The organism is Pseudomonas cichorii, from assembly GCF_018343775.1.
GTDB classification, from domain to species: Bacteria; Pseudomonadota; Gammaproteobacteria; order Pseudomonadales; family Pseudomonadaceae; genus Aquipseudomonas; species Aquipseudomonas cichorii.
Map to the genome: position 1 here is coordinate 2,760,069 of NZ_CP074349.1, position 24,552 is coordinate 2,784,620.

Consider the following 24,552-nt stretch of genomic DNA (forward strand, 5'->3'; position numbering starts at 1 on the left):
TCATTGCATTCAAGGAGAGTTGAACATGGCGATACCTTTGTCGTTACCCCCGGTTCCCGAGCCGGTTCGCGGTGAACGCCTCAAAGGCAAGGTGGTGCTGGTGACCGGCGCTGCCCAGGGGATTGGCGAAGCCATCGTGGCGTGTTTCCAGGCGCAGCAGGCCAGGCTGATCATCAGCGATGTGCAGGGCGAAAAGGTCGAGCAGGTGGCGGCGAAATGGCGCGGGCAGGGGGCCGAGATTCACGCACTCAAGGTCGATGTCACGCAACAGGACCAGTGGCGCAGCATGGTGGACCTGGCCATCGAGCATTTTGGCCGGGTCGATGTGCTGATCAACTGCGCCGGGGTCAATGTGTTCCGCGACCCGCTGGAAATGAGCGACGAAGACTGGAAGCGCTGCTTCGCCATCGATCTGGATGGCGCCTGGTATGGCTGCCGCAGTGTCTTGCCGAAAATGCTGGAACAGGGCGCGGGCAACATCATCAATATCGCCTCGACCCATTCGAGCAACATCATTCCCGGATGCTTTCCCTATCCGGTCGCCAAGCATGGCCTGTTGGGCCTGACCCGCGCCCTGGGTATCGAATACGCGCCCAAGGGTATTCGGGTCAACGCCATCGCGCCGGGCTATATCGAAACCCAGCTCAACGTCGATTACTGGAACGGCTTCGATGATCCACAGGCCGAGCGGCAACGCGCCTTCGATCTGCATCCGCCCAAACGTATCGGCCAGCCCATCGAAGTTGCGATGACTGCGCTGTTCCTGGCCACTGATGAGGCGCCGTTCATCAACGCCAGTTGCATCATGATCGATGGCGGCCGCTCGGTGCTTTATCACGAGTGACACTCGGTTACATTGCTGTTCCTGGCGATATGGTATGACTATTTAACGGGTTTTGGGTGTACAGAGCCTGGAGCCTCACCTTGTTGGACGCTGTAGCTATTCAATAAAAATAAGGAGTTAGCTATGTTGAGTCGTCACGGGATTCGTTCCCTATGCTGCGCCGCTGTCACCACTGCCATCCTGGGCATGAGTGGCATCCTCCACGCTGCCGAAGAAGTGAAAATCGGCTTCCTGGTCAAGCAACCCGAAGAACCCTGGTTCCAGACCGAATGGGCCTTTGCCGACAAGGCGGGCAAGGAGCACGGCTTCACGGTGCTCAAGATTGCCGTACCCGATGGCGAGAAAACCCTGGCAGCCATCGACAGCCTGGCAGCCAACGGCGCCAAGGGTTTTGTCATCTGCCCACCCGATGTTTCCCTCGGCCCGGCCATCGTCGCCAAGGCCAAGGCGTTGGGCTTGAAGGTGATGGCGGTGGATGATCGTTTCGTCGATGCCAAGGGCAACTTCATGGAAGACGTGCCGTACCTGGGCATGGCCGCTTTCGAGGTGGGTCAGAAACAGGGCGAGGCCATGGCGGCCGAGGCGAAAAACCGCAATTGGGACTGGAAAGAAACCTACGCCATCATCAACACCTACAACGAACTGGATACCGGCAAGAAGCGCACCGACGGCTCTGTGGATGCGCTGAAAAAAGCCGGTCTGCCGGAAAGCCATATCCTCTTCACTGCCCAGAAGACCCTCGATGTGCCGGGCAGTATGGATGCGACCAACTCGGCGCTGCCGAAACTGCCGGGTAATGCCAAGAACCTGATCATCGGTGGCATGAACGACAACACCGTGCTCGGCGGCGTGCGTGCCACAGCCACCAACGGCTTCAAGCCAGCCAACGTGATCGGTATCGGCATCAATGGTACTGACGCAATCGATGAACTGAAAAAGAAAGAAAGCGGTTTCTTCGGTTCGATGCTGCCGAGCCCGGACAAGGAAGGCTATGACACCGCCTACCAGATGTTCAAATGGGTCACGACCGGCGAAGAACCTCCCAAGTACACCGCCATGGACGACGTGACGCTCATTACGCGGGCCAACTTCCAGGAAGTCCTGACCAAGATCGGTCTGTGGAAGTGAGTTCAAGGGGGCCTGATCTCAGGCCCCTTCGCGAGTGAGGAGGACAGTTCATGCAGCAGGCAATCGAACAACAGCAAGCGGCCGGTGGCGCCTTGCGCTTCAGCGGCATCGGCAAGGTCTTTCCCGGCGTCAAGGCGCTGTCGGACATCAGCTTCCAGGCCAATCCTGGCAGCGTACATGCCTTGATGGGCGAGAACGGGGCTGGCAAGTCCACATTGCTGAAAATACTGGGTGGCTCCTATACGCCCAACAGCGGGACCTTGCAGATCGGTGAACTCACCCATCAGTTCAGGTCCACCGCAGACAGCATCGCGGCGGGTGTCGCAGTGATTCACCAGGAACTGCATCTGGTGCCGGAAATGACCGTGGCAGAAAACCTGCTGCTGGGGCATATGCCCAATCGCTTCGGGATGATCAATCGCCGGCTCATGCTGCGTCAGGCCACGGAACTGCTCAAGGGGCTTGCCGACGAAATCGATCCGGGAATGCGTCTCGGGGATTTGTCGCTGGGGCTGCGGCAATTGGTGGAAATCGCCAAGGCCATGTCGCGCAATGCCCATGTGATTGCCTTCGATGAACCCACCAGCAGCCTGTCGGCGCGTGAGATCGACCGCTTGATGGCGATCATCGCCAAATTGCGCGACGAGGGCAGGGTGATTCTTTACGTGTCCCACCGCATGGAAGAAATTTTCCGTATCTGCGATGCCGTGACGGTGTTCAAGGACGGGCGTTTCGTACGCACCTTCGAGGACATGGCAGAGCTTGACCATGATCGTCTGGTGACCTGCATGGTCGGGCGCGATATCCAGGATATCTATGACTATCGGCCCCGTGAGCATCAAGGCCCGAGTCTGCGGGTTACTGGCCTGCTCGGGCCGGGATTGCAGGAGCCGGTGAGCTTCGCAGTCGAGAAGGGCGAAGTGCTGGGCTTCTTCGGGCTGGTGGGGGCTGGTCGTACCGAGCTGTTTCGCCTGTTGTCCGGCATGACCCGCAGCAAGGCTGGCACGCTGCAACTGGACGGCAAGCCGCTGACCTTGAAGTCTCCTCGGGACGCGATTGCCGCTGGCATATTGCTCTGCCCGGAGGACCGCAAGAAAGAAGGCATCGTGCCGCTGTCCAGTGTGGCCGAGAACATCAATATCGGCGCCCGGTCCCGGCATGTGAGCCTGGGTTGCCTGCTTCAAGGACGTTGGGAACGCGAGAACGCCGAAAAACAGATTCGGGCGATGAACGTCAAGACGCCTTCGCCGGATCAGCAGATTGTCTTTCTTTCCGGTGGTAATCAGCAGAAGGCGATTCTGGGTCGCTGGTTGTCTATGCCGATGAAAGTCCTGCTGCTGGACGAGCCCACCCGAGGCATTGATATCGGTGCCAAATCCGAGATTTACCAGATCATCCATAACCTGGCGGCGCAAGGCATCGCGGTGATTGTGGTGTCCAGCGACCTGATGGAAGTCATGGGCATCTCAGACCGCATTCTGGTCATGAGCGAAGGGGCCATTACCGGTGAACTCAACCGCGACGAGGCCGATGAGTCGCGACTTCTACAACTGGCATTACCCCGCTCACGCGGCTGAACCTTTGGTCTACGACCATGAACAATAAAAAAGAGGTGCGTATGTCTACCGAAACCAGCCTGCGGGCTCCCCGTCAGGGCGTGAATATGCGCCGCTTTCTCGATGAATGGGTCATGTTGCTGGCTGCACTGGGTATTTTCATGCTGTGTGCGGTGTTCATCGATAACTTCCTGTCGCCGCTGAACATGCGCGGGTTGGGGCTGGCAATTTCCACCGTGGGCATTGCCGCCTGCACCATGCTTTATTGCCTGGCTTCCGGGCACTTCGACCTGTCGGTCGGTTCGGTACTGGCGTGTGCCGGTGTGATTGCCGGGATCGTGATTCGCGATACCGACAGCGTATTCCTCGGAGTGAGCGCTGCCCTTGCCATGGGCCTGCTGGTGGGGCTGATCAACGGTATCGTCATTGCCAAGCTGCGCATCAATGCCCTGATCACGACCCTGGCGACCATGCAGATCGTTCGTGGGCTGGCGTATATCTTTTCCAACGGCAAGGCTGTGGGGGTTTCCAACGAGGACTTCTTCGTCTTCGGCAACGGCCAGTTCTATGGTGTGCCGGTACCGATCCTGATCACCATTGCCTGCTTTATCTTCTTTGGCTGGCTGCTCAACTACACCACCTATGGCCGCAACACCATGGCCATTGGCGGTAACCAGGAGGCCGCCTTGCTGGCGGGTGTGCATGTCGACCGGACCAAGATCATCATCTTTGCCGTACACGGCCTGATTGGTGCGCTGGCCGGCGTGGTGCTGGCTTCACGCATGACTTCCGGGCAACCCATGATCGGCCAGGGCTTCGAGCTGACAGTCATCTCGGCCTGTGTGCTGGGCGGCGTCTCGCTGAGCGGCGGTATCGGCATGATTCGCCATGTGATCGCGGGTGTGCTGATTCTGGCGATCATCGAGAATGCGATGAACCTCAAGAACATCGACACCTTCTACCAGTACGTCATTCGCGGCACCATTCTGTTACTGGCGGTGATTATCGACAGGTTGAAGCGCCGCTGAATCACTAGGAGATCACCCGAGTGTTGAGCCTGAGAAACAGGTTGGCTCGCTGACACGAATTAAATAGAATGATTCTCATTTTAAGTCGCTGTCATGGGTGGCCTTTGAATGAGTGATGCAGCAGGGTCATCGGGTATACAGCCTGGCCTGGACAACTTCTATCGTGATCACCGTAGCTGGCTGGAAAACTGGCTACGGTGCCGCTTGGGCAATGCGTGGGATGCCGCCGATCTCAGTCAGGATACGTTCTTGCGGATCATGGCGACCTGGCAGAGCGAACCCTTGGCTAACCTGCGTGAGCCGCGTGCCTATCTGGTGACCGTGGGCAAGCGGTTGCTGATCAATCACTACAAGCGCCGCAGTCTCGAACAGGCTTATCTGGAGGCTTTGGCGGCATTGCCCGAAGAGGCCGTTCCATCTCCCGAGCAGCGCTGGATCCTGTTGCAGACCCTGCAGGCACTGGATGAGTTACTCGACGACTTGCCGGTGGTGGTGCGTCGGGCGTTTCTCTGGTCGCAGCTTGAAGGCCTGGGTTATGCGCAGATCGCCCTCAGGCTGAAGGTGTCCGAACGTACCGTGAAACGCTACATGGCACAGGCCTATGCACATTGCCTGATGGCCGAGCTATGAGTGACATGGCGCGTGATGAGCAGGCCCGGCAAGTGGCGCATGCTGCGGCCTACTGGCTGGCGTTGCTGGAGTCCGGGACGGCCAGTGCTCAGGAGTACGAACAATTGCAGCGCTGGCGCGAGCAATGCCCAAGTCATGAGCAGGTGTGGCAGCGGGCACAAGGCTTGCGGCAGCGTTTCTCCGAACTGCCGCCCGAACTGGCCATGGCCAGCCTCGATCGGGCAGACCTCAAGCGAAGCGAGCCGACGCGTCGGGCGATTCTCAAGCGTGCGCTGGTTATTGCGGCTCTGATTCCCGGCGGCTGGATCGTCAGCAGTCAGTTGCCCGTCAGGGCCTGGCGCGCCGATCTGCGCACCGCAACCGGCGAGCGCAAGACCTTGCGCCTGCCCGATGGCAGTCAATTGCAACTCAATACCGCCAGTGCCGTGGATCTCGACTTCCTGGACGGCAGGCGCCAGTTAGTGTTGATCGAAGGGGAGATTGCCTTGACCATGGCTGGCAATGCGCCGGCCGTGAGCATCAATACCCGCATGGGCCATATCATCGCCAACGGTGCCGAACTGTGCATTCGACAGGACGAGCACCGTTGTCGGGTTTCGGTGGCGAGTGGCAGTGTCGATCTGCTGTCCAGACAAGGCGCGACCTTGCGTCTCAAGGGGGGCGAACGGGCAGCCCTGACTGCTCAAGGTGTTACTGCGGTCGAACGCTTCGACGCTCGCCAACCGGATTGGCGCCAGGGCGTGTTGACCGTAGAGAATCGCCCGCTGGGGAGTTTCCTGACCGAACTCAATCGCTATCGTCCCGGGATTCTGCGCTGGGAACCCGAGCTGGAGGCCTTGAGGGTGACCGGCTCGTTCCGGCTGGACGATACTGATCGCATTCTGGATTTGCTGGTTGCAAGCCTGCCTGTACAGGTGCATTCGCGGACACGGTACTGGATCACCCTGGGGCCTCGAAATATTTCTGCCTGACGTGTCCCTTTTTTTTCCGTCGCTTGTCATCTCTCTCAAGTGAACACAAAAGAGAGTGCTCCAATGCCCGTAGTTTTCTTGCGTCGCCTGCGTCTTGCCCGTTTCGGCATGGCTCCGTTGCTGCATATGAGTTGCCAGGCCAGCGTGGTGATCGGTCTTGGCGTCGCGCCGGTATTCGTGGCTTCGGTCCAGGCGGAGGAGTCTGTGCGGCGCAGTTATCAGATTCCGGCTGGCAGCCTGAGTGCCGCCTTGACCCGCTTTGCTGCGCTGTCTGGCGTCAGCCTTTCCGTAGACCCGGCACTGGTGGCCGGTCGCAACAGCAAGGGGCTTGATGGCGAATACCCTGTCGATGAGGGCTTCATGCTTTTGCTGCAAGGCTCCGGACTGCAATTGCAACCGCTCGGCAATCAGTCCTATACGCTGGTGCCTGCACCGGTCGCAGAAAACGGCTCGATGGTATTGCCCAATACGTCCATCGACGGCAGCCGGCTGGACGGGCCGGGCGACATTTATGCCGGTGGCCAGGTCGCCCGCAGCGGTTCCCAGGGCATGCTGGGCGATCGTGATTTCATGGAGACGCCCTTCAACCAGACGTCCTATACCAGCACCACGATCAAAAACCAGCAGGCGCGTACTCTTGGCGATATGGTTGCCAGCGACCCGTCGGTGCGTACCACCAACCCGGCAGGCGGGCGTTTCGAGCAGTTCTCGATTCGAGGGTTCAGTCTGTTCAACAGCGATGTGTCGTTTGGTGGGTTGTATGGCGTGCTGCCGACGTACTCCATCGACATGGAGATGGTCGAGCGGGTCGATATCCTCAAAGGGCCCGGCGCGTTATTGGGTGGCATCGTTCCGCGCGGCAGTGTGGGCGGCAATATCAATATCGAGCCCAAGCGCGCCGGCAGCGAACCGTTGACCGAATTCACCGGCAGCTTTGCATCGGCCGGGCAGTTTGGCGGGCACGTGGATATCGGTCGCCGCTTTGGCGATAACCAGCGTTTCGGGGTGCGTTACAACGGGGTACGGCAATCGGGCGATACCGAGTGGGATCACCAGAAAGTCGAGCGTGAAGCTTCGGTCATCGGGCTGGACTGGCGTGAAGACCGGATGCGCATGTCGCTGGATCTCGGGGAGCAGGAGCGTTATGCCGATGCGCCCATCGAGCGGGTCGAAGTCGCCGCCGGTATCGCCATGCCCAAGGCCAGGGATATTCGTCGCAACATTGCCCAGCCCTGGACTTATTCCCACTCCAAGGACTCTTTCGGCGCATGGCGAGGTGAGTTCGATCTGAGTGATGCAGTGATGGTGTATGCCGCTGCCGGTGCGCGCAAGGGCAATTATGACTTCCTGCGCCACACGGTTCCTGTGACCACCAGCAGTGGCGATTTTACCGTGACGCCGCGTACTTTTCGGCGCGACGAGGAGGTCAAGACCTTCACGGTCGGTGCGCGTAGCTGGTTCAACACCGGGCCGGTGGGGCATACGCTGAACATCAGCCTCAACCGTTTCGACTTCGAGTTCGATAACGCCGGCGAACGTTACCAGCCTCGCACCAGCAACCTTTATAACCCGGTCGTGTTGCCGTATCCGGGTGCGCCAACCCGCTTCGATACCTCGACTCATACCGAAAACCTGTTCACCAGTATTGCGCTGGCCGATACCTTGAGCTTTCTTGACGATCGCGTGCTGTTGACCCTGGGCGCTCGCCTGCAGCGGGTTGAAGTGGACAGCTATTCCAATGGTGCGCTGGGGCAGCGCTACGACGAGCGCGCCACGTCTCCCGCCATGGGGCTGGTGATCAAGGCCACCGACTCGATCTCGCTATATGCCAACTACATGGAAGGCCTTAGCCAGGGCGAGACTGCGCCCACGACTGCCACTAACAGCGACGAAGTGTTTGCACCCTACAAGTCCAAGCAGACGGAAGTCGGCGTGAAGTATGACCATGGCACTTTTGGCACCAGCCTGAGTGTATTCCGCATAGAACAGCCGGCCTACATCACCGATGCCCAAGGCAACTTCAAGCCCGATGGCGAACTGCGCAATCAGGGTGTCGAGTTGAATATGTTCGGTGAACCCTTATCGGGTGTACGGCTGCTGGGTGGCGTCATGTTACTTGACAGTGAGCAGACCAAAACCGCGCTGGGCACTTTCGATGGCAATCGCGGCACCGGCTCGCCTGAGGTCAACGCCAATATGGGTGTGGAGTGGGATATCAATCGCCTGCCAGGCCTGACGCTTACTGCCCGTGCCATTCATACAGGGTCGCAATACCTGGATGCTGCCAATAACCAGAAAATCGACTCATGGGAACGTTATGACGTCGGTGGCCGTTATGCCTTCAAGCTGGGCGATAATCCCGTCACCGTGCGCGCTTCTGTAGAAAACGTGCTGGATAAAACCTATTGGGCATCGGCAGCAACTTCGTCAGACAGTGCGGCGGGCCTTACATTGTCGACACCGAGGACTTATCTGGTGTCGGCGACTGTCGGGTTTTAAGGCTGTTGCAGCGGCATTCCGTGTACGACCGAATGCCGCTCCGGCCTTCCTGGAGAAGGCCGGGAGATCAATTCAGTTTCGAACTCACGTAGATCAAGCGTACTGCCGCAACTGTAATGGCTTCCGCTTCTTCCTTGATAGTGCCCACTTGTGACCTGATCGAGGTATTTTCATGGTTCTCGAGTAATCGGGCCATGTGGTAGATGTTCTGCGTGACTTCATGCAGGTTTTTATGCAGGCGCGATATGACGCGATTCAGGCGCTCGCTCGTGTCATGAATCTCCAGAGTGGGGAGAGGGCGCTCAAGGCTGAAACCTGTCACTACATAGGTTACATCGATGCCTGCGTCTGAAATACGGGCCAGGTAGTCGGCTCTGGGTGAACGTATGCCGTTCTCGTAATTGCTCTGGGCATTGGTTTCAACACCCCCAATAGCGCCCAGCGTGCTTTGTGACAGTTTGAGTCTTATTCGTTCTCGTTTGAGGCGGGGGCCGATTCCGGGCATTCAGTTGTCCTCTAGAAGCGCCTGCCTTAAAGAAGGCTGTGGCAGAATTGTAAGGAGTGTGTAAGGAGTTCCATGACCTTACAGACATATCCGGCACGACTGATCAATAAGCAAAAGTCGACATCATTCAGGTAAACAATTGCCGAGATGAAGATAGCTGCACAGCGATGCTGTATTTGATCGGGAGTGTAATGGCCTATTGGGTACTTTTGATACTGTTTTATACTTATTTGTACTTGTGTATATAAATTTTCGGGTGGTCTTTCATTCCTCTTATGCAATCAATAAAGCCTGCACAATAGAAAAGGCCCCTGTTACGGGGCCTTTGAGTCGGTTTTCAGAGACATCGTGAGGAAGGATTCTGTGCCCAGCCCTGTGCGGTGTCGGCAATTTCCTGTGCGAGTTTCGAGACGGCCTGCTGGTGAGCCAGGATCAGGTTTTCCATACCCAATGCAGCCTGTTCGCGGATCACGCTGCTGCAGGTCAGGTTGATGCGCTTGTTGCCAGCGGTGGCACCTGTGTTGCGCAGGCTCAGACTCCAGACCACATCAATCAGTGCGTACTGGCCGGGGACCGACTCGAAGCGTCTGACATCGGTGCGCAATGAAAGCACTGGCTGCCCGCTGTCCTTTGGCAGTCCCGCCATGTCGCGGCTACCAAAGCGGCGTTCCAGCTTGGCGGTCAGCGCATCGTGAAACTCGTCGCCCAGTGGCGAGCCCCAGCGCTCGGTATCCAGGATTTCCAGGCTGCCATCGCCCTGGCGCACGACCAGAGGAGGTTGATCCACCTGGACAGGCATCAGCACCGGCAGCATCTCGAACTGGAACGGCGCAGGCTGTGCACTGGGCACGCTGGCGGAGTCCATGGGGGCGATCAGCGTGTAGTAGCGGGTCGGTGTCGAGGAGCAGGCACCCAGGCCCAGTGCCGCAGCCAATACCAACAGTTTAAGGCGAAAGGTCATTGTTTTGGCTCCAGATCGATTGCACGGGACGAAGACGGCGCTTTGTATGAGGCTGGTGCCGCATCGCCGCTGCGACCGCGAATCAGCGCTTCAGGATGACGGCTCAGGAAGTCGGTCAATACCCGTACCGAGCGGGCAGTGCGCTGCACTTCTTCCATGGCCTGAGTCAGTTGCTGGCGGCCTGGAGAGTCTTCGCCCAGAGTTTCGTTGGCGCTGCTCAGGGTTTTTTCTGCCTGCTGCAAGGTGCCGCGCATTTGCGGCAAGACGCTGCCATTGACCTGCTTGAGGGTTTTCTGCAGTTCGGTCAGGTTGCCATTGAGGTTCTTGGCCAGTTCATCGATAGGCACTTTGCTGAGCTTGTCGACGAATGCCTGCAACTGCTCCTGCAGCTTGTCGAAGTTACCCGGTACGGTAGGAATCTCAAGAGGCCTGGCCTTGGGGTTGAAAGTCACCTTTGGCGCCTTTGGGTCGAACTCCATTGCAATGTATAACTGGCCGGTCAACAGGTTGCCGGTGCGAGCCTGTGCCCGCAGCCCGTTATTGACGAAGGCGTTGAGAATTCTGGCTGACTGTTCTTCTTCGTCGCCGCTACCGCCCAGCTGGCGCAGTTTGGATTCGGCAGCGCCCAGACGGTTGGGGTAGATAACGGCGCCGACAATGCTCGGGAAGGTCCCGGTTTTCGGGTCGTAATCCAGATCCACCGACACCACTTTGCCGATGTTCACACCCAGGAAGTCCACCGGGGAGTTTACTGCCAGGCCGCGCAGTGACTGGTTGAAGCGCATGCGGATGTAGCGTGGCTCACCGTCAGGCGGCGCCAGGGCCGTGGCCTGATCATCGAAGATCTTGAACTCGGCGTTCTCATCGGCGGGCTTCGATTCCGGGCTCCAGTTCGGCTCGCGGAATGCGATGCCGCCGGACAGGATCGAGGTCAGCGACTGGGTATTGATCTTCAGGCCAGCGGTACCGACGGTCACGTCCACGCCGCTGGCATTCCAGAAGCGTGTGTCGGTGGTGATGTACTGATCGTTCGGGGAGTTGATGAAAATCTGTACGTCGACACCCTTGCCATCCGGGGACAGCTCATAGGCCACCACCTGACCTACCTGAATGCGGCGGTAATAGATCGGCGAGCCGATATCCAGCGACCCCAGATCGTCGGTGTGCAGGGTGAAACGCTTGCCTTTCTCGCCGAAGGTCACCGGAGGCGGTGTCTCAAGGCCGGTAAAGTCGCTTTTGGTTTCCTGCGAGTTACCCGCGTCGGCACCAATGAATGCGCCCGACAGCAAGGTATCGACACCCGAAACGCCATGGGCTCCGATACGTGGCCGCACGACCCAGAACTGGCTGTCGACCCGGGTGAAAGGCGTGGCCGTGTTATTGAGATCGACCGCTGCCAGCACATGCGTGCGGTCTTCGCTCAGGGTGATGTCCGTCACCATGCCGATCACCACGTTCTTGTACTTGACCTGCGTCTTGTTGGCTTCCAGGCCTTCGGCAGTCTGGAAACTGATGGTGATGCGCGGACCTATGTTCATCCAGTCATGAAAGGCCATGGACAGGCCGATCAGGCCGGCAACGATCGGCACCAGCCAGATCAGTGAAACGCGCATGCGCCGCTGCTTGACCTCGGGACGAAGTGGCGACGAACGGGGGGCGGTATTCTCAGACATCTTCAACCTCTGCGTCCCAGATAAGCCGGGGATCGAAACTCATGGCGGCGAACATCGTCATCACCACTACCAGACCAAAAAACAGGATGCCGATCATCGGCTCGATGGTGCTCAGTTCATGGAACTGGACAAGGGAGGCCACCAGCGCAACCACCAGCACATCGAGCATCGACCAATAGCCGATCAGCTCGATAAAACGATAAAGCCGCGCACGCTCCAGCATGGCCCAGCGACTGCGCCGCTGACAGGTGACCAGAAGCATGCCTAGTACCAGGAACTTGATGCAGGGCACCACGACGCTGGCAATGAAAATCAGCAGGGCAATATCCCATGACCCGCTTTTGAAGAACTCGATCACGCCGCTCATGATGGTGTTCTGGCTGCTGTTGCCCAGCAGGGTGGTGTACATCACGGGCAGCACATTGGCCGGCACGTAGAAAATCAGTCCGGCAATCAGGAACGCCCAGGTCCGGGCAATGCTGTTGGGCTTGCGCCGATGCACGGGCGAGTCGCAACGCGGGCAGTGATGGACATCTTCCGGGCAGGCGTAGCCGCAGGTGTGGCACAGGCACAAATGCTGTTCATGGGCGAAAGGAATGCCGTTCATCCTGGCTGGACTCCCAGTTCATCCCACAGGCGGCGGATATCCTTGTTGGCGATCAGCAGGATCAGCACCATCAGCATCGCCATGGCCCACAAGCCAAGGCCGGGATGCACATCGAGCATCCCCGAGAGCTTGATGATGGCGACCAGGATCCCGAGCATGCACACCTCCAGCATGCTCCAGGGACGCAGGTGTTCCAGTGCGCGCATGCACGTCTTGAAGCCCGGGGCAATGACGCCGCTGTGCGCGTGCAGCAGCACCCAGAAGAGCAGGGCGATCTGCAGCAGTGGAGCAAGGATGATCGACAGGCCGGCCACGAGAGCAATGATCGTGATGCGCCCTTGAGCCAGGGCTTCCACCGACTCCCAGAGGGTCACTTCATTGGTCAGGCCCTTCATGCTGATGCTGATCACCGGAAAGAAATTGGCGAACAGAAAGAGCAGGGCGGCGGCAATGGTCAGGGCCAGCAACTGCTCGATGGTCAGGCGATGGCCTCGGCCCAGCAATGCCTTGCAGCGCAGGCAATGCGCCGATTCGCCAGCCTTCAGGGGCGTGGCTTCATACAGCGAGTCGCAGTGCTCGCAGATGATCAGATCCGAGAGAGGTTTCATGGAATGCACAGTGGTCATCGACGCCGTTGATGCAGGATTTGCCGGGTTGAAAAAAACGAGGACGGGAAGATACCTCGTTAATGGCATTACGGCATATTTTTCTGTGTAAACAACTGTTCTGTGTAAGCAGCAAGGTTGAAGCATTGACCACAGCCATGGGTTGTCGTTCCCATATCATTGCGCCATTAGTTTGTAATTGTTCTGTTACTTACGGGCTGCCTGAAGAAACATTTCATTACACGATGGCAAGTTGCGCCCGGCCTCATGCCCCGTCTGCCCTGTAGCGCTGAACAGGGCGTTCATGCCCGCCAAAGTGCCCTGCGTCACCTCGACACAGCGGCTCATGGCCCGATGCAGTAGTGCTAGACTCGCGCCACTTCAGACAAGGAGCAGACTTACGTGCGCAAGACGGTAATGATAATGGCAGCGCTGACGCTGGTGCTGGCCGGATGCGATGCAGGAAACTCTCGGCCATCGGCCCGCGACAAGGCCGAGCCAGTGACTCAGCCTCCGCAAGCGGCCACGCCACAGTGGTTCATCCAGATGAACTCCAAAGAGGCGGTCAGCGATATCAGTGCCTGGTTGCTCGAGCGTAGTTATGCGCCGGTCGTGGTCACGATCGACGGCAAGCAGCAATTGTTGATTGGTCCGTTCCAGAGCGCGGAACAGGCAGAAGAGCAGCGCGTCGGCCTGCTGGCCAAGGTTGCCAAGTCCCATCGCCTGGCTGCGCCTGTAGTCATTCAGCGTAACCAGTAATGCAGATGTCCTGTGCTGCCAGTGTTGACTGGCAGCACAGGCATGCATCAACGACGTCCCAGCAGCAAGCCCACCACCAGACCGAATCCGGCAGAAATGGCCACGGTCTGCCATGGGTGCCCGCCGATATAGGTTTCAGTGGCCTCGACCACAGGCTTGGTGCGCTCACGTACGCTGGATACCGAATCCAGTGCCTGCCTGAGCTTCAGGCTCAATTGTGCGCGCAGGGTTTCCGCTTCTTCGCCAACCAGCGCGGCGCTGTCTTTGAGCAGTTTGTCTGATTCTTCGATCAGAGCCTGCAATTCGCTGAATGCCTGGTCTTTGATCTGATCGGCAGTATTTTGCGCAGCGGTTTTACGAGCCATGATGTTTTCCTTTCAGTTGATGGCAGTGTTCCTCAATGGAGTCCTCAGTGTTGCGGAAAGTTGCAATTGCACAAGTCATCTCTCTCAAGCACTGCAAAAACTGTAGGAGCGAATTCATTCGTGAAGGACCAGGGTGTAAGATGCAGCCGTTTTTAGTCGTAGGTAGTAGGTGAACGCTATGAGTTTCAATCTGGCCAACCGGTCTCTTCCCGAACGCGCTGCCATCGAGGATGAAAAGTCCCGCCTGTTTGAACTCTGGCAGAGCAATCTGGGCAAGGCCAAGGGGGATGCGGCTCGTCTGATGGGTGAAAAGTCCAAGCGCAAGGGCAAGTGGTCGGAGTGGGTTCGCTCCGAACTGGACGCCATGAGCCCGCCGGAGTACGCCAACATGGTTCGCAGCGAAGTGAATCGCCTCATGGCTGCTGCCAGGTAAATTCAGAACAGCCCGATAATGGCTTCACGAACGGCATCCACTGCCGGATCGGGCTGTGAGCCGGTGCGCCAGCCCAATTCTATTGGATAACGTGGCATGGCCAGCGGGCAGGGCAACAAGGTAAGGTCGGTGAGTTGCACAATCGCCTGCGCCGCGTGAGTGGGGATCGTGGCCAGTGCCTGTGTGCCCTTGAGCAGATAGGGCAATGCCGCAAAATGTGTGGTCGACGCACACACCCGGCGGTTCAGGCCCAGACTGGCCAGCCCTTCATCGACCATACCGATCAGCCCGCCGGATGAAATCAGGATATGTTCACGCTCAATGAACGCCTGAATGCTCAGTTGCGTCTGGCCGGGCTCAAGGCTGGCCGGGTCCACCAGACATGAATAGTCGCCTTCTCCCAATACCCTGCGGGTCAGCAAACGATTGGCGAAGCCTCCCGAGGCAATCGCCAGATCGATGGTGCGGTCCAGCAAGGCTGTCGCAACGATCTGGCTGTGGGTCTGGCGGAACATCAACCTCAACCTGGGTGCTGTAACGCTGACCGCGCTCATCAGGCGTTGGCCCAGTGCCATTTCAAAGTCATCCGACAGGCCGATGACCACCAACCTTCCTTCGTAATCCTCCGATGCCGTTGCAACCATTGCCAGGCTCTGTCGGCATTTGTTGAGAGCTTCGGTGACCACAGGCTTTAGCTGGTCGGCCCGCAAGGTCGGCGCCAGACCTCGTCCGGTACGTACGAACAACTGATCGCCATACAGCGCTCGCAGACGCCGCAAGGCCGCACTGATGGCCGACTGAGTCACGCCCAGGCGCAACGCCGCCCGGCTGGCGCTGGACTCATCGTGTAACGCCTCAAAGACTTTGAGCAGATTGAGATCGATGGTGCTGATATTCATAGTGTTCATATCATTAAGCATTGAGATGGGCTTTATCAATGTTGGGCGGCCAGTCGAGAATTGGCAACACTCATCGCCAACGGAGCCCCGTCATGTCCAGATCCATCGTCGCAGCACTGCAAATCGGCGCCTTGCCGGGCGGCAAGGCAGACACCCTTGAGCTGATCCTCTCCTACGAACAGGCCATCATCGAGTCTGGCGCCCGTGTGGTGGTCATGCCCGAGGCGCTGCTGGGGGGATATCCCAAGGGTGAAACCTTCGGTACCCAACTGGGTTACCGCCTGCCTCAGGGGCGTGAGGCCTTTGCCCGTTACTTCGAGAACGCCATCGATGTGCCGGGCGATGAAACCCGGACACTGGAGCAACTGTCGGCCCGCACGGGTGCGAGTCTGGTGTTGGGCGTGATCGAGCGTTCCGGCAGCAGCCTTTATTGCACGGTGCTGCTGTTCGAGCCTGAAGGCGGACTGGTCGCGACGCATCGCAAATTGATGCCGACCGGTACTGAGCGGTTGATCTGGGGCAAGGGCGATGGCTCGACCCTGTCAGTGGTCCCGAGCCGCGCCGGGCGCCTGGGGACGGCAGTCTGCTGGGAAAATCATATGCCGCTGCTGCGCACCGCGATGTATGCCAAGGGCGTGGAAATCTGGTGTGCGCCAACAGTGGACGAGCGCGAAATATGGCAATGTTCGATGCGCCATATTGCCCATGAGGGCCGTATGTTCGTGATCAGCGCCTGTCAGGTGCAGCTATCGCCGCAAGCGCTGGGCATCGATGTCGCCAACTGGCCTGCCGAGCGCCCGCTGATCAATGGTGGCAGCGTGATTGTCGGGCCGATGGGCGATGTGCTGGCCGGTCCGCTGATTGGTGAAACCGGGCTGCTGGTGGCTGAAATCGATGTCGATGAACTGGTCAAGGCGCGTTATGACTTCGATGTAGTGGGGCATTACTCACGGCCAGATATCTTCGAGCTGGTGGTGGATGAGCGTTCAAAGCCCGGCGTGCGCTTCATCACGGACTGAGTGCTACCAGTCGCCAGTGATGGGTTGCGGCAGGCTCAGGGTGCCGCTGTCCCTGAAGCGCACGGTGCCGAATACGCCACCTGCCAGTTTGCCGCGCAGGGTGTAGGGCAGGTTGTCCAGGCGTTGGGTCTGGGTCAGGCCCACAGCCTGGCGCAGCGCCGAGAAGGCAGAAATGCTCACTGGCACCACCAGCACGGTTTCGGAGAACCGCCCGATGCTGCCCCGCTGGTCACTGACACCTGAGGCCAGCAGCTTGCCATTGACCTCCAGGTCCAGCGCCACGCCGTTGTAGTCAGTGCTGGCGATATTGGCTCAGACCGCAGGCTCTGTCAGAGATTCGTCTGTTGCGACCTTTGCCTCGCACTCTACAAAAGTCGATGATTTCTGCTATTCCAATAACAACAGCATTCTGGAAATCTGCCATGTCCATCGAGAACAAGACACCGCCTCACGACCCTGTCGTCATCGTCAGTGCCGCCCGAACGCCCATTGGCGGTTTTCAAGGAGATTTGAAAAGCCTCACTGCGCCGCAACTGGGTTCGGCAGCCATTCGTGCCGCTGTCGAGCGGGTGGGTATCGATCCGCAGGACGTCGAAGAAGTCCTGTTCGGTTGCGTGTTGCCAGCCGGACTCGGCCAGGCGCCAGCGCGTCAGGCGGCGTTGGGGGCGGGGTTGAGCACCTCGGCCCTGTGCACCACCGTCAATAAGATGTGCGGCTCCGGCATGCAGACTGCCATTCTGGCCCATGACCTGCTGCTCGCCGGCAGTGTCAGCGTGGTTGTCGCGGGCGGTATGGAAAGCATGTCCAATGCGCCTTACTTGCTGGATCGCGCCCGCAGTGGCTACCGGATGGGTCATGGACGGGTACTGGACCACATGTTTTTCGACGGCCTTGAAGACGCCTACGAGCCAGGCCGGTTGATGGGTACGTATGCCGAGGATTGCGCCCAGATGAACGGTTTCAGTCGCGAGGCGCAGGATGCCTTTGCCGTGGCTTCCCTGACGCGCGCGCAGGAAGCCATCGCCGAAGGTCATTTCGATGCCGAGATCGTTCCGTTGCAGGTTACGGTGGGCAAAGAGCAGCGATTGATCAGTCACGACGAACAGCCGCCCAAGGCGCTACTGGAAAAGATTCCGCTTCTGAAACCTGCCTTTCGTGAGGAAGGCACCGTGACTGCCGCCAACTCCAGCTCCATCTCCGACGGGGCTGCGGCCCTGTTGCTGATGCGTCACTCCGAAGCACAACGCCGTGGCCTGACTCCGCTGGCAAGGATTCATGCCCATGCCGCTTTTGCCGATGTTCCCGGTCTCTTTCCTACGGCGCCGATAGGGGCGATTACCCGCTTGCTGGGCAAGACCGGCTGGTCGGTGGATGATGTGGACCTGTTTGAAATCAATGAAGCCTTTGCCGTGGTGCCACTGGCGGCCATGAGCCGCCTCGAACTGCATCACGAGAAGGTCAATATCAGCGGCGGCGCCTGCGCGCTGGGGCATCCGGTGGGAGCGTCGGGTGCGCGGATCATCGTTACCTTGCTGGCGGCATTGCGCCGTAAACAGCTCAAGCGCGGTATCGCTGCAATCTGCATTGGTGGTGGTGAAGCAACTGCCATGGCGGTCGAGTTGATGTAGGAGATCGAATTTATTCGCGAATGAATTCGCTCCTGCAGGATGATTATTGACATTGGATTTATATCAATGAGTTACGAGACAGTCTTAAGAGAGATTAGAGGTAAGGTCGGCCTGATTACCTTGAACCGTCCCCAGGCGCTCAACGCCCTGAATGCCCAGCTCATCGATGAGCTGAATCAGATTCTGGACGAGTTCGAGCGCAATCAGGACATCGGTTGCATTGTGCTCACCGGTTCCAGCAAGGCATTTGCTGCCGGGGCCGATATCAAGGAGATGGCCGAACTGACCTACCCGCAGATCTACCTTGATGATCTTTTCGCCCAAAGCGACCGGATTGCAGCGCGGCGCAAGCCCATCATTGCCGCAGTGGCGGGGTTTGCCTTGGGGGGCGGTTGCGAGCTGGCGCTGATGTGCGATTTCATTCTGGCAGCAGAAAACGCCCGATTCGGCCAGCCCGAGATCAATCTGGGCGTGTTGCCCGGTATGGGCGGCACCCAGCGTCTGACGCGAGCAGTAGGCAAGGCCAAGGCCATGGAAATGTGCCTGACCGGCCGTTTGATGGATGCCCGCGAGGCCGAGAGTGCCGGCCTCGTCGCACGTATTCTGCCTACCGAGCAATTGCTCGACGAGGCATTGGCGGTGGCCGCCGTGATTGCCGAGAAATCCCTGCCGGTCGCGATGATGGTCAAGGAAAGCGTCAACCGGGCGTTTGAAGTCAACCTTGCTGAAGGCGTGCGCTTTGAGCGACGGGTGTTCCATGCCGTCTTTGCCAGCGAGGACCAGAAAGAAGGCATGCAGGCTTTCATCGAGAAGCGAGCGGCCAGCTTCAAAGGCCGCTGAGTATGAACGCCTGTCGCTGCTGCTCGTTCCAGTTCTGCTGGATGTAGTCCTGCAGCCTGACGCACTGGCCGGGGTGGACCAGACACAGGCTGCCGGGCGATGTGTTGTAGTACGCCGCCAGTTGCTGCAATTGCTCCTGGCTCAGGCCCAGATAGCCCGATTCATCGGTTTTGCCCTCGAACAGAAAGTCTGCCGGCTCGATATGCGCCAGATGCTCCAGCCCCGGTTTGGCCATACGCACGATGTACCAGGTGCGCCGGGCCAGTGGCTCGCCTTGCAGCCCCGGCTTTTGCGTCAGGCGCAGATCGGTGAGGGGCACTGCGGTGGCGTCCTGTTGCTCGGGGGGCGAAGCTTTCATGGTTCGCGGCCCGATGATGGAAATACCTTGGGCCGCGATCTGCAAGGCACCCTGTGCACCATGCAGGATCAGGTCTTCGCGGGTATCAATGTGCAAGCGTTGTCCGCTGCCCAGACGAATGCTCTCGGCCTTCGGGTCCAGTGGCGTGCCGTCGAGCTGGATGCGTGGCTGGGGATTGACCTCGTTGCCCGGTAGCAGGCCACAGATCACCGGTCGGTCCGGATCGTTGTTCAGATGACGGATCAATACCCTGGCTCCGACCTGCACCTCATCAAGGCCCGATTCGCCAGTCCGGGCAATCCGCGCCATAGGCCAGCGGCGGATATCGGACGCGGGCTGTGCCAGGGTCTGCCAGTCAAAGCGGACGGGCAGGCGACCTTGCTCATCGATTTTGCCATCGTCCATCAAGGTTGCCGTCTGATAACCGCTGACCAGAGGCCTGTGGCGCTTCAATGACGGGCGAAAGGGCATGGCCCAGGGAATGACGCGAAAAGTATTGCGATAGCCGTCATCCAGCTTGTCTGTGCCTGACGACACCGAGAGATTGACGATGGCGGTAATGTCGTGAGGGTCTAAGCCTTCCATGAGATGGCGCTGCATGCCTGTGTGCTGCACCTGGGTCAGCAGCCAGTGATCATTGAGCGTCGGTTCGGGATGATCGAGCACCTGCATGACCTGTCCGCTGTGCAGGGCCGGTTGATGACTGCCGCCACTAATGTGTCGTCGCTCGCAACGCAGGCGCTCCAGCCTTCGGGCACTGCGTTGTCGCTGAAAGGCTTCGTCCTGGTTCCTGGGGCGTGAGGCGATGGACTCTTCAAAAGGATGGTTGATTCCGGGATTGCCTCCCGTGTCGATGGGAGACAGCGCAATCAGCGGCGCAGCGCCATGCCGGTGGACGGTGTGGCTGCTGTAGCCGGGGGATATCGACAGGCATTCGACCAGATGGGTAATGGCGGGTTGTTCGGGGACTTGTTCGTCATCGGCCCTGAAATGCATTGGCCAGGGCAGTTCCGGGAAACGGGCCGGGTCATCGGAAAATACCAACTGGTGGCCGGTACTGCTGTGCTCGAAGCGAAAATGAATGCCTTCTTCTTCGCACAGGCGTTGCAGCAGGTGCAGGTCGCTTTCATCGTATTGCACGCACAACGTGCGGGCCGGATACAGGCCTATGGTTTCGAAACGGTAGGCATTTTCTTCGATGCCATGCTCTTCAAGCAGCCGGGCAATCAACTGGAGAGCGCTGAGGTCATGATAGGCTCGTCGCTGCTGGCGTTGAGCAAGCGCTTGCAGGCGTGGCATCAGGCTGACCCGGTAATGGCTCAGGCAAGTACCAGCATATTGCTGGCTGGCGTGAAGGATCTGACCATGCACGCCGACATGTTCCGGCCCGAAATTCAGAAAGGCGTCACGCTTCAGGAGGGTGGCGAAATCCAGGTGGGGGTCGCTGCAGATCAGGTCAATGTCGAAACGATACACTTCGTTCAAGGCGTCCAGGCCGGTAAAGCTGATGACATGCAGATCCATCTGGCAGTCGGCAATCGCCAGAAATATTGGCATTTGCGGGTCTTCGCACATTCGCGGGCTCTCTCACCATGAAGTTCAGGCTGCGAAGGGTACGAAATGCAAAGCCTCAAGGGCATCGTTGCAGGTTTTTTCAGAAAAGGACTACAAGGCAAGGCGTGATCCTGGTAATTGCGAGCAAGCAATTCAGGGTCAGGCAAAGCGGATGTTCGATCTCAGGGGTTTCATCTGGCGCCATCGCGTATAAAATGCGCCCGGCGTCTCAGGCGCGTCATTATCGGTAACCATTTTTTCAGCGCTTTGCCATTCCTGCGGCCTGCTTGCCTGACAAGCCAGGCGGCAAGGCGCAATCGGATCAAGAGAGCACACATGGGCGCACAGTGGAAGGTCAAGCATAAAGAAGCGGCAGCCAACGCCAAGGGGCGTGTTTTTGGCAAGCTGTCCAAGGAAATCATGATCGCTGCCCGTGCAGGTGCCGATCCGGATATGAACTCGCGTTTGCGACTGGTGGTCGAGCAGGCGAAAAAAGCCTCCATGCCCCGTGAAACCCTGGAGCGTGCCATCAAGAAGGGCGCGGGTCTGCTGGGCGAAAGCGTGACCTTCGAGCGCCTGACTTACGAAGGTTTTGCTCCGCATCGGGTGCCGGTCATCGTCGAGTGCCTGACCGACAACATCAACCGTACCGTTTCGGAAATCCGCGTGCTGTTCCGAAAGGGACAATTGGGTGCCGCCGGTTCGGTTTCCTGGGATTTCCTCTATCAGGGCATGATCGAAGCCGTTCCGACCTCACCGGATGCCGATCCTGATGAGGCGGCCATCGAAGCGGGCGCCCAGGATTGCGAAGCGGGTGAAGAGGGCGCGACCCTGTTCCTGACCGAGCCCACCGACATGGACGCCGTGTGCAAGAAATTGCCCGAGTTCGGTTTTACCGTACAGTCGGCACAACTGGGCTACCGCCCGAAAAGCACAGTCGACGGCCTGAGCGACGAGCAGATGGCTGAAGTCGAAGCCTTTCTGGAAGCCATCGACGGCCACGACGACGTGCAGAACGTTTATGTAGGTCTGGCAGGCTGATCTGTGTGCGTGGGCTGTTTCAGACAGCCCACGCTTGCAACGCCTGAAACACTTCTTGCAGCGCCGGTCGCTTCCCGACTTCGGCCTGCAGGCATCGCGCTTGCAGCGTCTGTAACCGCTCCATGAGTGGCCCGTCTTGCGACCTTGGCTCGCAGCGCTCCAGCAATTCCCCCAGCAAGATCCCGAAAGCCCGTGCTTCGATACGCTCCAGCGCCACACCCTGGCTCTCTGAAGGGTGGAATGAAGCCGCGCCGAAATCCCCCAGCAAACTGTCGCCATTGCTGCGCAGCAGAATGTTATGGCCGTAAAGATCACCATGGGTAATCCCGCACGCATGCAGATGCGCCGTGACCGAGGCGATTGAGCGAGCCAGATGCAGCAGCGTCTCTGGCGAGAAGCGGGTCTGGGTCGGGTAGATATCCCGGGTGCAGGAATCCAGGCTTGGCGGGCCGGCGAGATTCACGAAGTCCGGTGCAATCAGTTCCATCACCAGCCCCAGTTGCCCTTGGGGATGCCCGGTAATCTGCCCTGATACCTTGATCAGGTTCGGATGATTGCCTGCCGCGATGCAGGCTGCCATTTCATTGAGCGGCGACCCATCGCTGGTGACATCGCCCTTGTAGAGCTTGATGGCAGCCGTCTCGCTGTGATCCCCGTTCTGCCATGTGCCTTGCTGGATAATCCCGGAAGCCCCTTCACCCAGGCGCTGCTGAATGCTCAGTTGTTCCCAGGGAATCTGCCGGACAGATTGCTTTTCACGTGCCGGGCACAGCGGATTGCCTGCATAAGCCAGCCAGGCCAGGGCCGGCAGGCGCAACAGCCAGTCAGGCAGCTCGTTCAACTGGTTGGCGGCAATGCGGATCAGTTCTAGCTTGTGGCAGTTGGCAAGGCTGGCTGGCAGGTTCTGCAGTCGATTGCCCGCCAGCATCAGTTTTTGCAATTCAGGACGCTGTCCCAGCTCTTCGGGAAGCGACTCTATCTGGTTGTCCGTAAGGATCAGCCAGCGCAGGCGAGGCGGCAGAGCCTTGGCCGAGACATGACTGATCCGGTTGGCCTTGAAACCGACGATGCGTAATTGCTCACATTCGCCAATGCAAGCCGGCAGCTCGGTAAACAGGTTGTCGGATACGAACAGCACTTGCAGGTGCTTGAGCCGGCACAGGTCGTCGGGCAGGCGATGAAGGGCATTGCCACTGAGATTGAGCACCTGCAGCGAGTCGGCCAGATCGAAGATTTCCTGCGGAAATTCCGTAAGGCCGCAAGACAGGTCCAGCCGGGTGATGCCAGACAGTTTGCCGGCACGCAGGTCTGCGAGGGTATGCATAGGTCATTTCAGCCAAAGCGGTAGGAGAGCGAATTTATTCGCGAGACAGCATTCCAGGCGATGCATTTCCTTTGGATGTACCGGCCTCTCGCGAATGAATTCGCACCCACAGAGGGGTGTTGATCAGCGCAGGATCGAGACCATTTCCGATGTCACGGTCAACACATTTCTGGCCAACTGGCCGGAACGCTTGCCTGACCAGCCGGTGGTTGCATCCGGGGCGTTGTCGTTATCCTTGAAGGGCATTTCCAGCGTCAGTGACAGGCACTTGAAGCGCTCGCCAACGCTGTTGCAGGCCAGCTTCATGTTGGCCTGGCCGGGAGCGCTGCGGGGGTAGCCATATCGGGTCTGAAAGTCGACGGTGATTTCACTCAGGCGGCGACGGAAATGCTCTTCCAGTTGCTGTTGCTGCTGGGTATAACCCGGATTGCCTTCGCAGGCGGCGGTGAACACGTAAGGTATCTCTTCATCGCCATGGACATCGATGAACATGTCCACGCCATGTTTTTCCATCTGCTGGAGGACGAAAAACACTTCCGGGCTTTGCTCTGCCGTGCTGTCCTGCCAGGCGCGATTCAGGTCGTTGCCCTGGGCGTTGGTGCGCAAATGGCCATGAAACGCGCCGTCCGGATTCACGTTGGGCACCAGGTACAGATCCGCCGTCTCCAGCAGTTGCCTGATGACCGGGTCGTCCTGTTCCTGCAAGCGCTCGATCAGGCCTTCCATGAACCACTCGGCCATATGCTCGCCGGGGTGTTGCTGGGCGATCATCCAGATCTTGCGCTTGCCTTCGGCACCATCGCCCTTGCGCAGGAGTTGAATATCCCGGCCCTCGACGCTCTTGCCGGTTGCCAGCAGCTCGGCGCCAGTCTTTTCCAGAGCCTGCCTGATCAGCCAGTCATGGCGCTCACGGGTGTAGGGCTCGAAATAGGCGAACCAGATATGCGGCTCGCTGGGCGAAATACTGAAGTTCAAGGCTTTGCCATCGAAGCTCGAAGGCACACGAAACCAGGTCTGGTGATCGTAGGAGGCCACGGCGTTATAGCCGCTCCAGGCACGATTGAAGGTGGACTCGCTGGCATTGGTCAGGCTGAAAGCATGTGGCTGGCCGACGTTCAGGCCCTCGACCTTGAAGTGAAACCACTGAAAGTGAGTGCTTTGGGTGTCGGGCGCGATTGCCAGTTCGACGCGTGCCGGATTGCTGGCATCTATGACTTGGATATTGCCGCTGTCGAAATCGGCACGAATGGTGAGGGCCACGGTGTATTCCTGTGTACGTAAGGCCCGTACTTTACACCGATCGACAGTCTTTATGACGACTTGAA

General features: G+C 58.8%; 23 protein-coding genes and 1 pseudogene. 13 read left to right on the forward strand and 11 right to left on the reverse strand.

The window, feature by feature from the left end; all coding sequences use genetic code 11:
* The first annotated feature begins 25 nt into the window (after window positions 1–25).
* From KGD89_RS12170 to KGD89_RS12200, 7 genes are all read left to right on the forward strand, one after another.
* Complete coding sequence (locus tag KGD89_RS12170; protein WP_025260054.1) at window positions 26–844, forward strand: SDR family oxidoreductase; 819 nt, start codon at window positions 26–28, stop codon at window positions 842–844.
* 123 nt (window positions 845–967) lie between these two features.
* The gene (locus KGD89_RS12175; RefSeq protein ID WP_025260055.1) at window positions 968–1,972 is read left to right on the forward strand and encodes a substrate-binding domain-containing protein; all 1,005 of its coding nucleotides are present in this window, start codon (window positions 968–970) and stop codon (window positions 1,970–1,972) included.
* A 50-nt stretch (window positions 1,973–2,022) separates the two neighbouring features.
* Window positions 2,023–3,549: an L-arabinose ABC transporter ATP-binding protein AraG gene (gene araG / locus KGD89_RS12180; protein WP_025260056.1), complete on the forward strand. Its 1,527-nt coding sequence runs from the start codon at window positions 2,023–2,025 to the stop codon at window positions 3,547–3,549.
* A 41-nt stretch (window positions 3,550–3,590) separates the two neighbouring features.
* Complete coding sequence (gene araH, locus KGD89_RS12185; RefSeq protein ID WP_025260057.1) at window positions 3,591–4,556, forward strand: L-arabinose ABC transporter permease AraH; 966 nt, start codon at window positions 3,591–3,593, stop codon at window positions 4,554–4,556.
* Between the two features lie 108 nt (window positions 4,557–4,664).
* Entirely contained in the window at window positions 4,665–5,186 is a 522-nt protein-coding gene (locus KGD89_RS12190; RefSeq protein WP_025260058.1) for a sigma-70 family RNA polymerase sigma factor, read from the forward strand.
* The gene (locus KGD89_RS12195; RefSeq protein ID WP_025260059.1) at window positions 5,183–6,157 is read left to right on the forward strand and encodes a FecR domain-containing protein; all 975 of its coding nucleotides are present in this window, start codon (window positions 5,183–5,185) and stop codon (window positions 6,155–6,157) included. Before KGD89_RS12190 ends, KGD89_RS12195 begins: the two co-directional genes overlap by 4 nt.
* A 63-nt stretch (window positions 6,158–6,220) precedes the next feature.
* Window positions 6,221–8,656 (forward strand): TonB-dependent receptor, encoded by a 2,436-nt coding sequence (locus tag KGD89_RS12200; RefSeq protein ID WP_025260060.1) that lies wholly within the window; start codon window positions 6,221–6,223, stop codon window positions 8,654–8,656.
* Window positions 8,657–8,723: 67 nt separating this feature from the next.
* Here the strand turns inward: KGD89_RS12200 and KGD89_RS12205 are convergent, their stop codons facing one another.
* From KGD89_RS12205 to KGD89_RS12225, 5 genes are all read right to left on the reverse strand, one after another.
* The gene (locus KGD89_RS12205; RefSeq protein ID WP_025260061.1) at window positions 8,724–9,161 is read right to left on the reverse strand and encodes a helix-turn-helix domain-containing protein; all 438 of its coding nucleotides are present in this window, start codon (window positions 9,159–9,161) and stop codon (window positions 8,724–8,726) included.
* Between the two features lie 337 nt (window positions 9,162–9,498).
* Window positions 9,499–10,122 carry a PqiC family protein gene (locus tag KGD89_RS12210; RefSeq protein ID WP_025260062.1) on the reverse strand — a complete coding sequence of 208 codons (624 nt, stop codon included), beginning with the start codon at window positions 10,120–10,122 and terminating at the stop codon, window positions 9,499–9,501.
* The gene (locus KGD89_RS12215) at window positions 10,119–11,795 is read right to left on the reverse strand and encodes a PqiB family protein (RefSeq protein ID WP_025260063.1); all 1,677 of its coding nucleotides are present in this window, start codon (window positions 11,793–11,795) and stop codon (window positions 10,119–10,121) included. The genes KGD89_RS12210 and KGD89_RS12215 overlap by 4 nt, the downstream gene beginning before the upstream one ends.
* Window positions 11,788–12,402, reverse strand: coding sequence for a paraquat-inducible protein A (locus KGD89_RS12220; RefSeq protein WP_025260064.1), 615 nt, complete (start codon window positions 12,400–12,402; stop codon window positions 11,788–11,790). The genes KGD89_RS12215 and KGD89_RS12220 overlap by 8 nt, the downstream gene beginning before the upstream one ends.
* On the reverse strand, window positions 12,399–13,010 hold the full coding sequence (locus tag KGD89_RS12225) for a paraquat-inducible protein A (RefSeq protein ID WP_371856574.1): 612 nt from the start codon (window positions 13,008–13,010) through the stop codon (window positions 12,399–12,401). The genes KGD89_RS12220 and KGD89_RS12225 overlap by 4 nt, the downstream gene beginning before the upstream one ends.
* A gap of 399 nt (window positions 13,011–13,409) precedes the next feature.
* On the opposite strand from KGD89_RS12225, the gene KGD89_RS12230 reads away from it, so the two are divergent.
* A complete protein-coding gene (locus KGD89_RS12230; RefSeq protein WP_025260066.1) occupies window positions 13,410–13,766 on the forward strand; it encodes an SPOR domain-containing protein in 357 nt (118 codons plus the stop codon).
* Window positions 13,767–13,813: 47 nt separating this feature from the next.
* Here the strand turns inward: KGD89_RS12230 and KGD89_RS12235 are convergent, their stop codons facing one another.
* Window positions 13,814–14,131, reverse strand: a complete 318-nt coding sequence (locus KGD89_RS12235; RefSeq protein ID WP_025260067.1) for a DUF883 family protein — start codon at window positions 14,129–14,131, stop codon at window positions 13,814–13,816.
* 178 nt (window positions 14,132–14,309) lie between these two features.
* Here KGD89_RS12235 and KGD89_RS12240 point away from each other — a divergent pair, with 178 nt between their 5' ends.
* On the forward strand, window positions 14,310–14,564 hold the full coding sequence (locus tag KGD89_RS12240; RefSeq protein WP_025260068.1) for a hypothetical protein: 255 nt from the start codon (window positions 14,310–14,312) through the stop codon (window positions 14,562–14,564).
* Window positions 14,565–14,566: 2 nt separating this feature from the next.
* On the opposite strand, the gene KGD89_RS12245 is transcribed toward KGD89_RS12240, so the two are convergent.
* On the reverse strand, window positions 14,567–15,472 hold the full coding sequence (locus KGD89_RS12245; RefSeq protein ID WP_025260069.1) for a LysR family transcriptional regulator: 906 nt from the start codon (window positions 15,470–15,472) through the stop codon (window positions 14,567–14,569).
* Between the two features lie 83 nt (window positions 15,473–15,555).
* Between KGD89_RS12245 and KGD89_RS12250 the strand changes: the two genes are divergently transcribed.
* Entirely contained in the window at window positions 15,556–16,482 is a 927-nt protein-coding gene (locus KGD89_RS12250; protein WP_025260070.1) for a carbon-nitrogen hydrolase family protein, read from the forward strand.
* A gap of 3 nt (window positions 16,483–16,485) precedes the next feature.
* Here KGD89_RS12250 and KGD89_RS12255 read toward each other — a convergent pair.
* A pseudogene (locus KGD89_RS12255) lies at window positions 16,486–16,776 on the reverse strand (LEA type 2 family protein); the annotation flags it as partial.
* A 128-nt stretch (window positions 16,777–16,904) separates the two neighbouring features.
* On the opposite strand from KGD89_RS12255, the gene KGD89_RS12260 reads away from it, so the two are divergent.
* Window positions 16,905–18,110 carry an acetyl-CoA C-acyltransferase gene (locus KGD89_RS12260; RefSeq protein ID WP_025260072.1) on the forward strand — a complete coding sequence of 402 codons (1,206 nt, stop codon included), beginning with the start codon at window positions 16,905–16,907 and terminating at the stop codon, window positions 18,108–18,110.
* A gap of 66 nt (window positions 18,111–18,176) precedes the next feature.
* The gene (locus KGD89_RS12265) at window positions 18,177–18,950 is read left to right on the forward strand and encodes an enoyl-CoA hydratase (protein ID WP_025260073.1); all 774 of its coding nucleotides are present in this window, start codon (window positions 18,177–18,179) and stop codon (window positions 18,948–18,950) included.
* Here the strand turns inward: KGD89_RS12265 and KGD89_RS12270 are convergent.
* Entirely contained in the window at window positions 18,937–20,865 is a 1,929-nt protein-coding gene (locus tag KGD89_RS12270) for a type VI secretion system Vgr family protein (RefSeq protein ID WP_236250066.1), read from the reverse strand. The genes KGD89_RS12265 and KGD89_RS12270 overlap by 14 nt on opposite strands.
* Before the next feature lie 333 nt (window positions 20,866–21,198).
* On the opposite strand from KGD89_RS12270, the gene KGD89_RS12275 reads away from it, so the two are divergent.
* Window positions 21,199–21,903, forward strand: coding sequence for a YebC/PmpR family DNA-binding transcriptional regulator (locus tag KGD89_RS12275; RefSeq protein WP_025260075.1), 705 nt, complete (start codon window positions 21,199–21,201; stop codon window positions 21,901–21,903).
* Between the two features lie 19 nt (window positions 21,904–21,922).
* Here KGD89_RS12275 and KGD89_RS12280 read toward each other — a convergent pair whose 3' ends face one another.
* Entirely contained in the window at window positions 21,923–23,227 is a 1,305-nt protein-coding gene (locus KGD89_RS12280) for a leucine-rich repeat-containing protein kinase family protein (RefSeq protein WP_025260076.1), read from the reverse strand.
* A 123-nt stretch (window positions 23,228–23,350) separates the two neighbouring features.
* Window positions 23,351–24,487 carry a M14 family metallopeptidase gene (locus KGD89_RS12285; protein ID WP_025260077.1) on the reverse strand — a complete coding sequence of 379 codons (1,137 nt, stop codon included), beginning with the start codon at window positions 24,485–24,487 and terminating at the stop codon, window positions 23,351–23,353.
* Between the last annotated feature and the right edge of the window lie 65 nt (window positions 24,488–24,552).

Excerpts from the sequence above, each read along its gene's own strand:
- KGD89_RS12245 (WP_025260069.1), bottom strand. The coding sequence starts at position 15,472 with ATGAACACTATGAATATCAGCACCATCGATCTCAATCTGCTCAAAGTC.
- KGD89_RS12280 (WP_025260076.1), bottom strand. The coding sequence starts at position 23,227 with ATGCATACCCTCGCAGACCTGCGTGCCGGCAAACTGTCTGGCATCACC.
- araG (WP_025260056.1), top strand. The coding sequence starts at position 2,023 with ATGCAGCAGGCAATCGAACAACAGCAAGCGGCCGGTGGCGCCTTGCGC.
- KGD89_RS12205 (WP_025260061.1), bottom strand. The coding sequence starts at position 9,161 with ATGCCCGGAATCGGCCCCCGCCTCAAACGAGAACGAATAAGACTCAAA.
- KGD89_RS12200 (WP_025260060.1), top strand. The coding sequence starts at position 6,221 with ATGCCCGTAGTTTTCTTGCGTCGCCTGCGTCTTGCCCGTTTCGGCATG.
- araH (WP_025260057.1), top strand. The coding sequence starts at position 3,591 with ATGTCTACCGAAACCAGCCTGCGGGCTCCCCGTCAGGGCGTGAATATG.
- KGD89_RS12260 (WP_025260072.1), top strand. The coding sequence starts at position 16,905 with ATGTCCATCGAGAACAAGACACCGCCTCACGACCCTGTCGTCATCGTC.
- KGD89_RS12215 (WP_025260063.1), bottom strand. The coding sequence starts at position 11,795 with ATGTCTGAGAATACCGCCCCCCGTTCGTCGCCACTTCGTCCCGAGGTC.
- KGD89_RS12265 (WP_025260073.1), top strand. The coding sequence starts at position 18,177 with ATGAGTTACGAGACAGTCTTAAGAGAGATTAGAGGTAAGGTCGGCCTG.
- KGD89_RS12210 (WP_025260062.1), bottom strand. The coding sequence starts at position 10,122 with ATGACCTTTCGCCTTAAACTGTTGGTATTGGCTGCGGCACTGGGCCTG.
- KGD89_RS12170 (WP_025260054.1), top strand. The coding sequence starts at position 26 with ATGGCGATACCTTTGTCGTTACCCCCGGTTCCCGAGCCGGTTCGCGGT.
- KGD89_RS12275 (WP_025260075.1), top strand. The coding sequence starts at position 21,199 with ATGGGCGCACAGTGGAAGGTCAAGCATAAAGAAGCGGCAGCCAACGCC.
- KGD89_RS12225 (WP_371856574.1), bottom strand. The coding sequence starts at position 13,010 with ATGAAACCTCTCTCGGATCTGATCATCTGCGAGCACTGCGACTCGCTG.
- KGD89_RS12240 (WP_025260068.1), top strand. The coding sequence starts at position 14,310 with ATGAGTTTCAATCTGGCCAACCGGTCTCTTCCCGAACGCGCTGCCATC.
- KGD89_RS12175 (WP_025260055.1), top strand. The coding sequence starts at position 968 with ATGTTGAGTCGTCACGGGATTCGTTCCCTATGCTGCGCCGCTGTCACC.
- KGD89_RS12220 (WP_025260064.1), bottom strand. The coding sequence starts at position 12,402 with ATGAACGGCATTCCTTTCGCCCATGAACAGCATTTGTGCCTGTGCCAC.
- KGD89_RS12195 (WP_025260059.1), top strand. The coding sequence starts at position 5,183 with ATGAGTGACATGGCGCGTGATGAGCAGGCCCGGCAAGTGGCGCATGCT.
- KGD89_RS12250 (WP_025260070.1), top strand. The coding sequence starts at position 15,556 with ATGTCCAGATCCATCGTCGCAGCACTGCAAATCGGCGCCTTGCCGGGC.
- KGD89_RS12270 (WP_236250066.1), bottom strand. The coding sequence starts at position 20,865 with ATGCCAATATTTCTGGCGATTGCCGACTGCCAGATGGATCTGCATGTC.
- KGD89_RS12190 (WP_025260058.1), top strand. The coding sequence starts at position 4,665 with ATGAGTGATGCAGCAGGGTCATCGGGTATACAGCCTGGCCTGGACAAC.
- KGD89_RS12235 (WP_025260067.1), bottom strand. The coding sequence starts at position 14,131 with ATGGCTCGTAAAACCGCTGCGCAAAATACTGCCGATCAGATCAAAGAC.